Below are 12,030 nucleotides of genomic sequence, written 5' to 3' on the forward strand. Positions count from 1 at the left end.
CGTGCAGCATCTCGATCTACAGGTGGTCCGTCAGGCTTTGCAGTGGTCCTGCAACGGCCAGCGCGTATGGTTGTGCACGGTGCTCGCCACCTACGGCTCGGCGCCGCGTGCACCGGGTTCGCTGCTGGCGGTGAACGCCAGCGGCCAGTGGCTGGGCTCGCTGTCCGGTGGCTGCGTCGAAGACGACTTTCTCGAGCGTGTGGCCCTGGGTGAGTTTCCGGAGCCGGTTGCCATCGTGCGTTATGGCGACGGCAGCGACCCGCGTTCGCGCGTTCGCCTGCCGTGTGGCGGTGTGCTGGAAGTACTGGTGGAGAACCTGCCGGTTGAATGCGAGGTGCAGGCGCATCTGCGTGAGCTGGAACGTGCGCTGCTGGGCCAGCGCCGGGTACTGCGTGAGGTGAGCCTGCCAACGGGTACCCGCCAGCTGCTCGATGACCATAGTCAGGGGCCACGGGTCGAACGGGAAAATGCCCAGGTGCGCTTGCGTGTCGGCGCCGCCCAGCGGCTGCTGCTGGCCGGCTATTCCAGCGTGGCGCATTTTTGTGCCGAATTTGGCAGGGGGCTGGGTTTTGAGGTCATCCTTTGCGAGCCGCGTGATGAAGTGCTCGACGGCGTCGTGCTGAATGGCATAGAGGTACGCCGCGAGCTACCGTCGGAATTCATCGCCAACGGCGGATGCCATGCCGATACGGCAGTGGTGGCATTGACCCATGATCCAAAAATCGATGACCTGGCCATGCTTGAAGCCGTGCGTACCGAAGCGTTCTACATCGGCGTGATGGGCTCCAAGGCCACCTCCGACAAGCGTCGCGAACGCCTGCAGCGAATTGGTGGCCTGGGCTACGACGAGCTGGCGCGCATCCATGCGCCGATTGGCCTGAACCTGGGCAGCAAGACCCCGGCCGAGATCGCCCTGGCGGTACTGGCCGATATCCTTCGTGCGCGCAACGGCATCGAGCGGGCGGCGCTGTGAGCGTGGTTGCGTTGGTATTGGCGGCAGGCAGCAGTGTGCGTTTTGGCTCTGACAAGCGCCGTTCGCTGCTGGCTGACGGTCGAAGCTTGCTGGTGCACAGCGTAGAGAGCGCCTGCGCAGTGTTCGATGATGTGCGGGTGGTGTTGCGTGAAGGGGAGCGAGGTGTGGACCTGGGGTTGCCAGCGCGGTGCAGGGTGGTCTCCAGTCCGGATTTCACATTGGGCATGGGCCATAGCCTGGCGGCCGGGGCCGCTTCGCTGGCTGACAGCGAGGCGCAGGCAGTAGCGATTCTGTTGGGTGATATGCCCTGGGTGGCGTCCGCGACCCTGGATTTGCTTGCACGCGAGGCCAGTGGGTCAACGATAGTCCTGCCTTGTCATGCCGGACGACAGGGCCATCCGGTGTTGTTCGGGCGTGATTTCTGGCCGGCGCTTGCCCGGCTGAAGGGTGATGAAGGGGCGCGTTCGGTGGTCAAGGCCAACCCGGCGGTTTGCGTCAGGCTAGAGGTGCAGGATGCCGGTGTGTTGCAGGATGTCGATAGGCCGGATGCGGTGCGCCCTTGAATGCGTTCGTCAAAGGCTATTCATCTTCTTCGCCAGTGAGTTCATAGGGTTCGAGTTCGCTCAGTTGGGAAAGCAGCACCAGATGCTCCACTGCCTTCAGCTTTTCAAGACGCTCAAGGCTGTCTGGGCCTCCCAGCATCAAGGCGGGGACAAAGCCATACATTTCGTCTGAGCCCAGGGTGCCGAGCCGTTCCCTGGCAGGTTCGAACAGGTCGTCGAAGTAGACGCACTCGGTCATCAGCCACATGAGCAAACCGTGGATCTTGTTGTCCCGTTCTTCGTCGCCTGAGCTGTGAGCGCCATCGAGGTAACGGGAATGGTAGGCCGCGATGGTCAGCACCGAACCGGTTTTCTCACCCCATAGGTACAGGTCGCCAAAAGCGCTGCGGGCGATGAGGTGATAAGTGTCGCATGCTTCGAAGTGCGTACCTGCCAACCAAGAGGCCACTACACCCTGGTATTCCTGAGGATTTACAAGCCAGAACAAGCCGCCGCCGTAGCCGCACCAGCCGTGGTCTTGCCAGTATTCAAGGAGGCGATTGGGGAGTTTGCCTTGGTAATGATCGACAGCGGCAGGTGGTACGGGTTGCTGGCCGATGGGTTCGCCGAAGGTTTCCAGGAAAATGCTGAAGATGACATCCATTCGTTTAGGTCCTTTTGTGTGCTCAGAAGTCAGAGAAGCTGTAGGGTTCGAGTTTGGTGATTTGAGACAGCAAAATCAAATGCTCTATTGCTTTAAGTTTTTCTAGGTTTTTGAGGTCGGGGCGCCCTCCCAGCATCAATGCAGGAACAAATGCATATATCTCATCTTCTTTCAAGATGCCCAGCTTTTTCTTCGCGGGCTCAAAAAGGCTTTCAAAGTCGTTGTGTTCTTTTTTTCTTGATAGAAAGAAGCTTTGGACCTCTCTGGTTGCTTCCGTTTCAGTGAGTGTGCAGTTTTCACCTGTGTAACGGGACAGAAGACTTGTGATTTTTACTGAAAAGCCACTGTTCTCTCCCCAAAGATACAGGTCGCCGAAAGCGCTTTTGGCAATCAAGTGGTAAGTGTCCCGGTTTTCAAGGAGGGTGTCCTCGGTCCAGGATGAGACAACGCCCTCATAGTCCTGTGGATTAACCAGCCAGAATATACCTTCGCCAAAACCACACCATCCATGCTCTTTCCAGTATGCAAGTAACAACTCTGGAAGTTTTCCGTTATAGCGATCAATGCTGGATGGGGGCACCTCTCGACGGGAAAAAGGCGCGCCTATATTGTCAAGGAATATGGAGAATACCTCATCCATTTGCGATGCCTCTTATCGTTAGCACTTATGAAGTCTTACATTCATGTAAGTCGAGTGGGTGCCGAATTTCGGCGATTTTTCCGCGGCCTCTTTGATGCTGGCTAGTCTATTTCGCCATTGAGCACCAATGCTGGAGTTGACCCAGAACGGGCCGGTACCTTCATTGCCGCAGGTGCCTTCCCAGGCGAAGCGGATGCCATCGACGTAGTACTCGCCGATACGCGGCAAGCCCTCGACGAAGAACTCGGCAATGGAAGCCAGCCCCAGCGCACCGAGGATCCAGCCGCTGACTTTGAGGCCTATGGCCGCGCCCGCGCCGGCAAACGGAATGGTTCCGGCGCCGCCAGTGAATGCGCCAACCCCCGCTCCAAGCAGGCCGCCGGTAACGGTGCTGCCGATGACGATCATCGCCATCTGCTGCACAACCCTCAGCAGTTCGTCGACGATGCTGTTGATGTCGAGGTCGGCGAAGCGCTGGCGTAGCATGTGCGCCGCCTGCCATTCAGCCTGGTAGAAGGCTGTGCGGACAGCTTCTATCCGGCGCAGGTTGAGGCCCAGTGAGGCGACCTCTTCATTGAGGCTGGTGCGGAACTGGCCACCGCTTTGGTAGCCCACCATGGCGATGACACGTGACTCGATCTCGTGCCATGAGGGCACGAGGTAATCCAGGTACATGAGGTGTCTCCCTGACAACGTGTGCAGGGGGAAATCCCATCATGGATTCGGATCAGAGGTTTCTGGGTCAGTTGTAGGAAAGGGCAACTTCGTTTCTGTTGTGTTCGAGAAGCTCGGGAATTGGGTCCCGCCGTGAGCAGGCCCTGCTCCAGGCGCTGCTGCAGAACCCGGGCGAGTGCTGTCCAGCGAGCAACTGAAAGACTGCGTGTACGGTTTCAGCGACGAAGTCGAGAGCAACGCCCTGAACGTGCACATCCACCACCTGCGCCGCAGATGGCATGGCCTGTCAGGTCAGCTCGCTGCGTGGCGAGATCCTCGCCAGCAACCACAAGCACGATGGTGCCATGGACGACGAGCGCAGCGGGTTCCGTGACCAGACCATCGACGATGCGCTTTGGCGCACCTTCACCTACAACCACGGCGATGTGCGCATCACCACGGCCGATCGGCACATGGAGCGCGAGGCGCTGAACCAGTCGATTCTGCTGGCGGCATCGGCGCCGGTACTAATGGCCCTGCTCGGCAGCCTGGGGCTGTTGTGGATCGGCCTTGGCAAGGGCCTGGAGCCGCTCAACTGCGTGCGTGATGCGTTGCGCAGCAGGCGTGCGGACAGTCTCGAACCGCTGCAGGTGGCGGGCATGCCCAGCGAGTTGCAGACGTTGCTGGAAACCCAGAACCAGCTGTTCCGGCGCATTGCCCAGACCCTTGAGCGTGAGCGGCGGCTGACCGACGGTGCGGTGCGCGAGCAAGCGCTGGAGCATGCAGGAATGGCCAGGCTGGCAGACGCATCCAGTATCAACGCCGGACGAAGCCGTGCATCTCATCCGCCGCTTTTCACAGCCAATACTGTGTTTAGAAGTCAGAAAAGCTATAGGGTTCGAGGGTGGAGATCTGTGCAAGTAGTACTAAGTGCTCGACAGCTTTGACTTTTTCTAGGTGGGCAAGATCGCAGGGGCCACCGAATGCCAAGGCTGGAACGAAACCATACATCTCATCATGATCGAGTTTGCCTAACTTGTTATATGCAGGCTCGAATAAATCGCCAAAGTCGTTGGACTCCCGCTCGACCAATAGAAAGAAGCCTTGCACCTCCTTGTCCATGTTGCCTGCATCAAGTTCATTCACTCTGCTGCAGTATTGTGAAGTGTGGGCTACGATGTCTAATGAAAACCCGGAATTTTCTCCGTACAGATAGAGATCACCAAAGGCGCCCCGAGCGATGACATGGTAGGTATCTCGCCCTTCGAGCGCAGTGCCTTCTATGAATGAGGCGGCTACGCCCTCGTAGTCTTGCGGATTGACCGTCCAGAATATTCCATCACCATATCCGCACCATCCGTGCTCGGTCCAGTATTCCAACAGTTTCTTCGGCAATTTACCGCTGTAGCGCTCGATGCTAGAAGGTGGCACCTCCTGCCTGAAAATCGGCTCGCCCATTTCTTCTATGAAGAGGGAGAAAAATTCGTCCATTGTCGCGCTCCTTATCTTGTTAGCATTTGTGCAGTCTGACATTTAAAAAGCCTGATGCACGGCCATCTTTGGCTTGTTCTTCGACTGATCTTGTCAGCTCTCCTACCCGCCGCGCCCGCGGGTGAGGTACGACACGATTGCCCCCAACAACAGCACCACGACTTCCACATGGCCTTGGGCAATCTGATGCGTGGCCCGGGATATCGCATAGGGGTCGTCCCGGCAGAACGGGCCGGTGCCTTCATTGCCGCAGGTACCTTCCCAGGCGAAGCGGATGCCATCGACGTAGTACTCGCCGATATGCGGCAAGCCCTCGACGAAGAACTCGGCAATGGAGGCCAGCCCCAGCGCACCGAGGATCCAGCCGCTGACCTTGAGGCCCATGGCCGCGCCTGCGCCAGCGAACGGAATGGTTCCGGCGCCGCCAGTGAATGCGCCAACCCCCGCGCCAAGCAGGCCGCCGGTAACGGTGCTGCCGATGACGATCATCGCCATCTGCTGCACGACCCTCAGCAGTTCGTCGATGATGCTGTTGATGTCGAGGTCGGCGAAGCGCTGGCGTAGCATGTTCGCCGCCTGCCATTCGGCGTGGTAGAAGGCTGTGCGGACAGCTTCGATCCGGCGCAGGTTGAGGCCCAGTGAGGCGACTTCTTCATTGAGGCCGGTGCGGAACTGGCCACCGCTTGGGTAGCCCACCATGGCGATGACACGTGACTCGATCTCGTGCCAGGAGGGCACGAGGTAATCCAGGTACATGAGGTGTCTCCCTGACAGCGCGTGCAGGGGGAAATCCCATCATGGATTCGGATCAGAGGTTTCTGGGTCAGTTGTAGGAAAGGGCGACTTCGTTTCTGTTGTGTTCGAGAAGCTCGGGAATTGGGGTTGAGGCTGCGAGGGGAAGGGTGGCGACCCGCACGGCGCTCGATCTGCCCCAACCCTCCCCAAAAGGTCCATAATCCCCCCTTAATCCGCCCAAGGTGCAATACCAGCCAGACCACTCCGGGAGCCCCACCATGCACGTTCTGCTCTGCGAGGACGACGACCTGATCGCCGCCGGCATCTGCGCCGGTCTCACCGCCCAGGGCCTGACCGTGGACCGGGTGGGCAATGCCGCCGCTGCGCGGGCAATGCTGCAGGCCGCGCAGTTCGACGTGATGATCCTCGACCTCGGCCTGCCCGACGAAGACGGCCTCAAGCTGCTGCGCCGCCTGCGCGAAAAAGGCGAGACCCTGCCGGTACTGGTGCTCACCGCCCGCGATGCCGTCACCGATCGTGTCGATGGCTTGCAGGCCGGTGCCGACGATTACCTGCTCAAGCCCTTCGATCTGCGCGAGCTGGCCGCACGCCTGCATACCTTGCTGCGGCGGGTGGCCGGGCGGGCGGTGAACGTAATCGAGCACGGCCCGCTGCGCTATGACCCGAGCAGCTGCGAGGCGACCCTGGCCGGCCAGCATGTCGACCTGTCCCGCCGCGAGCAGGCCCTGCTTCAGGCGCTGCTGCAGAACCCCGGGCGAGTGCTGTCCAGCGAGCAACTGAAAGACTGCGTGTACGGCTTCAGCGACGAAGTCGAGAGCAACGCCCTGAACGTGCACATCCACCACCTGCGCCGCAAGCTGGGTAACGGCATTGTCGAGACCGTGCGTGGCCTGGGCTACCGGCTGGGTCCGGCGCAGGCACCGCAAGAGGCTGCATCATGAGCCTGCGGGTACGCCTGAGCCTGATCCTCGGCAGTGCCTTCGTGATCATCTGGGCACTGGCCGCCGCGTGGATGCTGCGAGACCTGCGCCAGCAGATGATGTTTTCCCTCGACCAGCGCCTGGTGGCGTCGGCGCGTATGGTCGCCGGGCTGATCGACCAGTTGCCGCAGCCGCTGACCGCCAAGGGCGGGGAGGCGCATATTTCCGCCGACCAGTTCAGCGTACCGGATGGCATGGCCTGCCAGGTCACCTCGCTGCGTGGCGAGATCCTTGCCAGCAACCACAAGCACGATGGCGCCATGGACGACGAGCGCAGTGGGTTCCGTGACCAGACCATCGACGATGCGCTTTGGCGCACCTTCACCTACAACCACGGCGATGTGCGCATCACCACGGCCGACCGGCACATGGAGCGCGAGGCGCTGAACCAGTCGATTCTGCTGGCGGCATCGGCGCCGGTACTGATGGCCCTGCTCGGCAGCCTGGGGCTGTTGTGGATCGGCCTTGGCAAGGGCCTGGAGCCGCTCAACCGCATGCGTGATGCCTTGCGCCGCCGGCGTGCAGACAGTGTCGAACCGCTGCAGGTGGCGGGCATGCCCAGCGAGTTGCAGCCGTTGCTGGAAACCCAGAACCAGCTGTTCCGGCGCATTGCTCAGACCCTCGAGCGTGAGCGGCGCCTGACCGATGATGCCGCGCATGAACTGCGCAGCCCGCTGACCGCGATCAAGACCCACCTGCAGGTGGCACGCATGACCGACGGTGCGGTGCGCGAGCAGGCGCTGGAGCATGCCGAGCAGGGCACCGACCGCATGCACCGCACGCTGGAGCAGTTGCTGATGCTGGCGCGGGTGGAAGGCAGCCTGTCATTCGAGGACGGCGTGCAGTGCAGTGCCGAGCAGGTGGCCCATCAGGCGGTGCAGGACGCCGGAGGGGGTGACAATCGCCGTATCGTGCTGCGTTTGCCTGAAGAATCCACGCAGATCTACCTGGGCATGCCCGCTCCGTTGGCGGTGGCAGCGCTGCGCAACCTGCTGGACAACGCCTTGCGTCATGGCGGCGATGAAGCCGTAGAGCTGGACGTGCAGATGGCGGACGGCCAGGTGGGCTTCATGGTGCGCGACCACGGGCCAGGGATTGCCGAAGCGGACCTTGAGCACCTGACCGAGCGCTTCTGGCGTAATGGGCAGAGTGGTGGTTGCGGATTGGGGCTGGCGATTGTGCAGGCGATCGTGCAGCGGTGTGCCGGCAGCCTGCGCTTTGACAGCCGTAGTGACGGCTTGCGGGTCTTCTTGCAGGTACCGGCGCGTCCTGGGCACAGACAGAAATAAAATCCAGTAACAACCGCTAAATCCTCCCCGCACTCAAGCGTTTCCAAAGCGATAACCGCCCATCCGCTTGCTTGCGAGGATTCACCCATGTCCACCGCTTCCAGCCTTGCCCGGGTTGTTCCGGCCAGCGTGCCGCAACCTTTGTACGAATTCACCGATTCGCCTTTGCTACAACGCCAGCAACAGCAAGAGTCCAACGCCCGCAGCTACCCGCGGCGCATCCCGCTGGCGCTAAAGCGCGCCCGGGGCATTCATGTCGAAGATGTCGAAGGCCGCCAGTTCATCGACTGCCTGGCTGGCGCTGGCACCTTGGCGCTGGGGCATAATCACCCGGTAGTGATCGAGGCAATCCAGCGCGTGCTGGCTGACGAACTGCCGCTGCATACACTCGATCTGACCACACCGGTCAAGGACCGTTTCGTCCAGGACCTGTTCGGCATCCTGCCCGAGGCGCTGCGTCGCGAGGCCAAGGTGCAGTTCTGCGGCCCGACCGGTACCGACGCCGTTGAAGCGGCGCTCAAACTGGTGCGTGGCGCAACCGGGCGCAGCACCGTGCTGGCCTTTCATGGCGCCTACCATGGCATGAGCCAGGGCGCGCTGAGTCTGATGGGCAGCCTTGGCCCCAAGCAGCCACTGGGGGCGTTGCTGAGCAGCGGTGTGCAGTTCATGCCGTACCCCTACGATTACCGCTGCCCGTTCGGCCTGGGCGGTGAAGCCGGGGTCAAGGCCAACCTGCATTACCTGGAAAACCTGCTGCTCGACCCGGAAAGCGGTGTGCCGCTGCCCGCTGCCGTGATCCTCGAAGTGGTGCAGGGTGAGGGCGGGGTCATTCCGGCCGACATCGAATGGCTCAAGGGCGTGCGGCGCATTACCGAGCAGGCGGGCGTGGCGTTGATCGTTGACGAGATCCAGAGCGGCTTTGCCCGTACCGGGCGCATGTTTGCCTTCGAGCACGCCGGTATCGTGCCCGATGTGGTCACCTTGTCCAAAGCCATCGGTGGCAGCCTGCCGCTGGCGGTAGTGGTCTATCGCGACTGGCTGGACACCTGGAAGCCGGGTGCGCATGCCGGTACCTTCCGTGGCAACCAGATGGCCATGGCGGCCGGCTCTGCGGTGATCAACTATCTGGTCGAGCATCGCCTGGCCGAGCATGCCGAAGCCATGGGCCTGCGCCTGCGCCAGCACCTGCAGCAATTGCAACGTGACTATCCGCAGTTGGGTGATGTACGCGGGCGTGGCTTGATGCTTGGGGTCGAACTGGTCGCGCCGCAGGGCGAACGGGATGCGTTGGGGTACCCGCAGGCCAACCATGAGCTGGCGGCCACGGTGCAGCGCGAATGCCTCAAGCGCGGGTTGATTCTGGAGCTGGGCGGGCGGCATGGCGCGGTGGTGCGCTTCCTGCCGCCGTTGATCATCAGCGCTGAACAGATCGATGACGTGGCTCAGCGCTTTGCAGAGGCGTTGATCGCGGCAGTCTGAACCTTTGTCGGGGCCGCCTCGCGGCCCATCGCCTGCGCCAATGGCCCATCAAGACCAGGTTGCCGTCACGCCGGTTACCAGCCGCGTCCGGAGTCTACCCAGAAGTTCACGGACAGCGACGTGGACACTGACTCTACCTGGTGGAACCAGCCCTCGGGCAGGAACAGCAAGTCGCCGGCCTGCAACACCACACGCAGGAAGGGCACCTCACGGGCTTCGGGGAAACGCTCGTAGTCGGGGGCGTCGGGGTTGAAATCACAGCCGTCCAGGCCGCCCTTCGGGCTGGTTGACCAGGTGCCCAGTGCGGCGCGATGGTGCGGTGCTGCCAGGATGAACGATTTCTGCCCCCAGACCTGGGCGAACAGGTTGTCGGTATCATCCCGGTGCAGCGGTGTAAGCGTGCCTTTGGGGCCGATCCAGATACGCGGTGGAATGAAGCGCTGGCGTTCGAAGTAGTCCGGGTAGCGGATCAGGGCCTGGAGCTTTTCCGGCACGATATTGTTTCCCATATAGGCGGGGGGCTCGCCAGGCTTGACCGGCTGGTCCAGCGACGCGATGAAATCAGCCATGGAGGTGGCGCGAAAGTCGCGATCAGTGGAGAAGGTCTTCTTCACATAATCACCATGCCGGGTAATGCCCTGTAGCTCGGCAAAGTGTGCCAGCGAGGCGTCGCGGCCCATGGTGAACAGCGGCCAATCGCCAAGGGCGTCGCTCAGCACCACTGGCAAGCCCGTTGCCAGGTGCTCTCGATCGAAGCGCGACGGTGGCATTTCGGCCCGTGACAGGCGTCGTACAGCATGCAGCAAAGGTTGGGCTGCCGAGATGTGTTCGCTGTGACGTGCTGGCGTGGGATAGCGCTGGTTCATCGCTGCCTTGCTGGCTGTCGCGCCTTGCCGCGCGCTGCTGATGACCTGCGGCAGCAAGGTTGCCAGGCCCATGTTGCCGGTAATTTTCAGGCGTGCACTGGCGAACAGTTCCTCGACGTCGACAGTGCCCGCCATGATGCCGAGGAAGTCTTCTTCGGCCACCTCGAGGGTGACGTCCGGCGTGTCATGCCGGCCACGCCCGGTGCACGTGTTGTCGCATACCTCGGACCAGTAGCTGAGTCCCTGGCCGAAGTCGAACTGGAACACGCCTTCGATGCCGACGGCATGGGCATTGACGAACAGTTTTTCGAGTATGCGCTGAAGGTCCACGGTAAGCCTCGTCGGTTGTCGTTGTGCAGGGTTGGCATGGGCGCGTGTGGCCGCGCCCGGGTTGTCAGGCGCGCAGGCGTTGGCGCAGTACTTCGACCAAGCGGTCGATTTCCGCTTCGGTATTCAGCAAACCCGGCGCAGTGCGCACCACTGGCCCGGCATCGCGTGACACGGCGTCGACGATGATGCGTTGGCTAGTCAGGTACCTGGCCAGCTCGTCGGCATCCTGGCCTTTGCCGCGAAAGAAGGTGAAGCCCGCCGAATGGGTGCTGCTGCGCGGCGTCACCAGTTCGATGGCAGGCAGGCTTTCCAGCTGTTGCTTCAGGTAGTCGTTGAGAGCGTGGATGCGTGCCTGCACGGCAGCCTTGCCGGTTTGCAGGTGCAGTTCGAACGCCTTGCCCAGGGCCCAGCGGTGCTCGAAGGCGTGGTAGCCGCCCGGGCTCATGATGGTGGCGAAGTCTTCGTTTTCCGAGAAGGTGGCGATGCTCGGTTGCAGTTGCCCCAGTGCCGAGGATGCGGCGCAGATGATGCCTGTCCCCCGGGGACCGAACATCCACTTGTGGGTCCCGGAGATGAAGTAGTCGCAGTTCAGGTCGGCGAAGCGCATGTCCTCGACGCCAAACCCGTGAACTCCGTCGATTACATACAGGATATGGTCGCGTTCGTCCCTGTTCTGATTGATCTCGCGTACGAGCGCACCGATTTCGCCAACCGGCAGTTTCACCCCGCTGCCCGAATGTACCCAGGTCATGCCCAGCACGCGTGTTTGCGGGGAAATGGCCGCACGCAAGGTCCCCAGCACCTGGTCGGTGCTCACCTGCCAGGGTTGCTCGAACAGACGCAGCCTGCGTACCGGGTTGCCATCGCGGGCGCTGCGGTAGTTCATGGTTTGCCGTGCGGCGGAATGCTCGTGCACCGTGGTCAGGATTTCCTGGCCGGGTGCCAGCTTGATGCCGCCATAAATCAAACCCAGGCCCTCGGTAGTGCTGCCCGTCAGGGCAATCTGGCGTGGCGCCACCTCCAGGTAGCGTGCCGCCCATTGGCGTACCTCAGCCTCGTGCTTCCACTCCGACTGGGCATCCCAGTCGACCATCAGCGCCGGGTGACGGTCGAAACGTGCACGCAGGGCCTCGATGGCTTCGCGTACCGGTCTTGGATGAGAGGTGATCAGGAAGTTGGCGAAGTGCGCATAGTTCGGGTCGAGTTCGAACAGGCGGCGAAAATCGGCCCATCTTCGGTTGCCGGCGCTCGGTATCGGCGTGGCGGCCTCGGCACCGGGTAGCAGATGGCCGGCGAGCGGCAGACCGGCAGCGAGGAGGCCAGCCCGTTTGAGAAAGTTGCGGCGGTCGTTCATAAAGGTGCCCAA

The 12,030-nt window shown here is 61.8% G+C and carries 10 protein-coding genes and 5 pseudogenes; 7 read left to right on the top strand and 8 right to left on the bottom strand.

All coding sequences use genetic code 11. The features are described from left to right. The first annotated feature begins 1 nt into the window (after position 1). Both AC3B5Q_RS08145 and AC3B5Q_RS08150 read left to right on the top strand, forming a co-directional pair. The gene (locus AC3B5Q_RS08145; RefSeq protein ID WP_028698364.1) at positions 2–973 is read left to right on the top strand and encodes an XdhC family protein; all 972 of its coding nucleotides are present in this window, start codon (positions 2–4) and stop codon (positions 971–973) included. After that, entirely contained in the window at positions 970–1,536 is a 567-nt protein-coding gene (locus AC3B5Q_RS08150) for a nucleotidyltransferase family protein (RefSeq protein WP_028698363.1), read from the top strand. The genes AC3B5Q_RS08145 and AC3B5Q_RS08150 overlap by 4 nt, the downstream gene beginning before the upstream one ends. 16 nt (positions 1,537–1,552) lie before the next feature. On the opposite strand, the gene AC3B5Q_RS08155 is transcribed toward AC3B5Q_RS08150, so the two are convergent. The 4 genes and pseudogenes from AC3B5Q_RS08155 to AC3B5Q_RS08170 form a co-directional block, all read right to left on the bottom strand. Next, positions 1,553–2,179 carry a GAD-like domain-containing protein gene (locus AC3B5Q_RS08155; RefSeq protein ID WP_003254259.1) on the bottom strand — a complete coding sequence of 209 codons (627 nt, stop codon included), beginning with the start codon at positions 2,177–2,179 and terminating at the stop codon, positions 1,553–1,555. A 22-nt stretch (positions 2,180–2,201) separates the two neighbouring features. Continuing rightward, on the bottom strand, positions 2,202–2,819 hold the full coding sequence (locus AC3B5Q_RS08160) for a GAD-like domain-containing protein (RefSeq protein ID WP_028698362.1): 618 nt from the start codon (positions 2,817–2,819) through the stop codon (positions 2,202–2,204). 18 nt (positions 2,820–2,837) lie between these two features. Continuing rightward, positions 2,838–2,960, bottom strand: a pseudogene (locus AC3B5Q_RS08165) (polymorphic toxin type 15 domain-containing protein); the annotation flags it as partial. A 3-nt stretch (positions 2,961–2,963) separates the two neighbouring features. Further along, positions 2,964–3,494 (bottom strand): annotated as a pseudogene (locus tag AC3B5Q_RS08170) (DUF6861 domain-containing protein); the annotation flags it as partial. Between the two features lie 125 nt (positions 3,495–3,619). Here AC3B5Q_RS08170 and AC3B5Q_RS08175 point away from each other — a divergent pair. Continuing rightward, positions 3,620–3,867 (top strand): annotated as a pseudogene (locus tag AC3B5Q_RS08175) (winged helix-turn-helix domain-containing protein); the annotation flags it as partial. After that, positions 3,767–4,258: pseudogene (locus AC3B5Q_RS08180) on the top strand (two-component sensor histidine kinase); the annotation flags it as partial. The pseudogenes AC3B5Q_RS08175 and AC3B5Q_RS08180, both read left to right, overlap by 101 nt. Before the next feature lie 88 nt (positions 4,259–4,346). Here AC3B5Q_RS08180 and AC3B5Q_RS08185 read toward each other — a convergent pair. Continuing rightward, entirely contained in the window at positions 4,347–4,964 is a 618-nt protein-coding gene (locus tag AC3B5Q_RS08185) for a GAD-like domain-containing protein (RefSeq protein ID WP_103444708.1), read from the bottom strand. A gap of 108 nt (positions 4,965–5,072) precedes the next feature. Next, positions 5,073–5,720: pseudogene (locus tag AC3B5Q_RS08190) on the bottom strand (DUF6861 domain-containing protein); the annotation flags it as partial. 257 nt (positions 5,721–5,977) lie between these two features. On the opposite strand from AC3B5Q_RS08190, the gene AC3B5Q_RS08195 reads away from it, so the two are divergent. The 3 genes from AC3B5Q_RS08195 (at position 5,978) to AC3B5Q_RS08205 (ending at position 9,468) form a co-directional block, all read left to right on the top strand. Beyond that, positions 5,978–6,661: a response regulator gene (locus AC3B5Q_RS08195; protein ID WP_004576176.1), complete on the top strand. Its 684-nt coding sequence runs from the start codon at positions 5,978–5,980 to the stop codon at positions 6,659–6,661. Continuing rightward, complete coding sequence (locus AC3B5Q_RS08200; RefSeq protein WP_135192733.1) at positions 6,658–7,989, top strand: ATP-binding protein; 1,332 nt, start codon at positions 6,658–6,660, stop codon at positions 7,987–7,989. The genes AC3B5Q_RS08195 and AC3B5Q_RS08200 overlap by 4 nt, the downstream gene beginning before the upstream one ends. An 87-nt stretch (positions 7,990–8,076) precedes the next feature. Then, on the top strand, positions 8,077–9,468 hold the full coding sequence (locus AC3B5Q_RS08205; protein WP_053870493.1) for an aspartate aminotransferase family protein: 1,392 nt from the start codon (positions 8,077–8,079) through the stop codon (positions 9,466–9,468). Positions 9,469–9,542: 74 nt separating this feature from the next. Here the strand turns inward: AC3B5Q_RS08205 and AC3B5Q_RS08210 are convergent, their stop codons facing one another. Both AC3B5Q_RS08210 and pvdN read right to left on the bottom strand, forming a co-directional pair. Beyond that, complete coding sequence (locus AC3B5Q_RS08210; protein ID WP_021784832.1) at positions 9,543–10,664, bottom strand: cupin-like domain-containing protein; 1,122 nt, start codon at positions 10,662–10,664, stop codon at positions 9,543–9,545. A gap of 64 nt (positions 10,665–10,728) precedes the next feature. After that, positions 10,729–12,018: a pyoverdine-tailoring periplasmic protein PvdN gene (gene pvdN, locus AC3B5Q_RS08215; protein WP_021784833.1), complete on the bottom strand. Its 1,290-nt coding sequence runs from the start codon at positions 12,016–12,018 to the stop codon at positions 10,729–10,731. Between the last annotated feature and the right edge of the window lie 12 nt (positions 12,019–12,030).

This window comes from Pseudomonas sp. D5(2026), from assembly GCF_057766845.1.

What these genes read in the sequence shown, in the direction of transcription:
- AC3B5Q_RS08155 (WP_003254259.1), bottom strand. Translation starts at nt 2,179, where the DNA reads ATGGATGTCATCTTCAGCATTTTCCTGGAAACCTTCGGCGAACCCATC.
- AC3B5Q_RS08160 (WP_028698362.1), bottom strand. Translation starts at nt 2,819, where the DNA reads ATGGATGAGGTATTCTCCATATTCCTTGACAATATAGGCGCGCCTTTT.
- AC3B5Q_RS08185 (WP_103444708.1), bottom strand. Translation starts at nt 4,964, where the DNA reads ATGGACGAATTTTTCTCCCTCTTCATAGAAGAAATGGGCGAGCCGATT.
- AC3B5Q_RS08195 (WP_004576176.1), top strand. Translation starts at nt 5,978, where the DNA reads ATGCACGTTCTGCTCTGCGAGGACGACGACCTGATCGCCGCCGGCATC.
- AC3B5Q_RS08200 (WP_135192733.1), top strand. Translation starts at nt 6,658, where the DNA reads ATGAGCCTGCGGGTACGCCTGAGCCTGATCCTCGGCAGTGCCTTCGTG.
- AC3B5Q_RS08205 (WP_053870493.1), top strand. Translation starts at nt 8,077, where the DNA reads ATGTCCACCGCTTCCAGCCTTGCCCGGGTTGTTCCGGCCAGCGTGCCG.
- pvdN (WP_021784833.1), bottom strand. Translation starts at nt 12,018, where the DNA reads ATGAACGACCGCCGCAACTTTCTCAAACGGGCTGGCCTCCTCGCTGCC.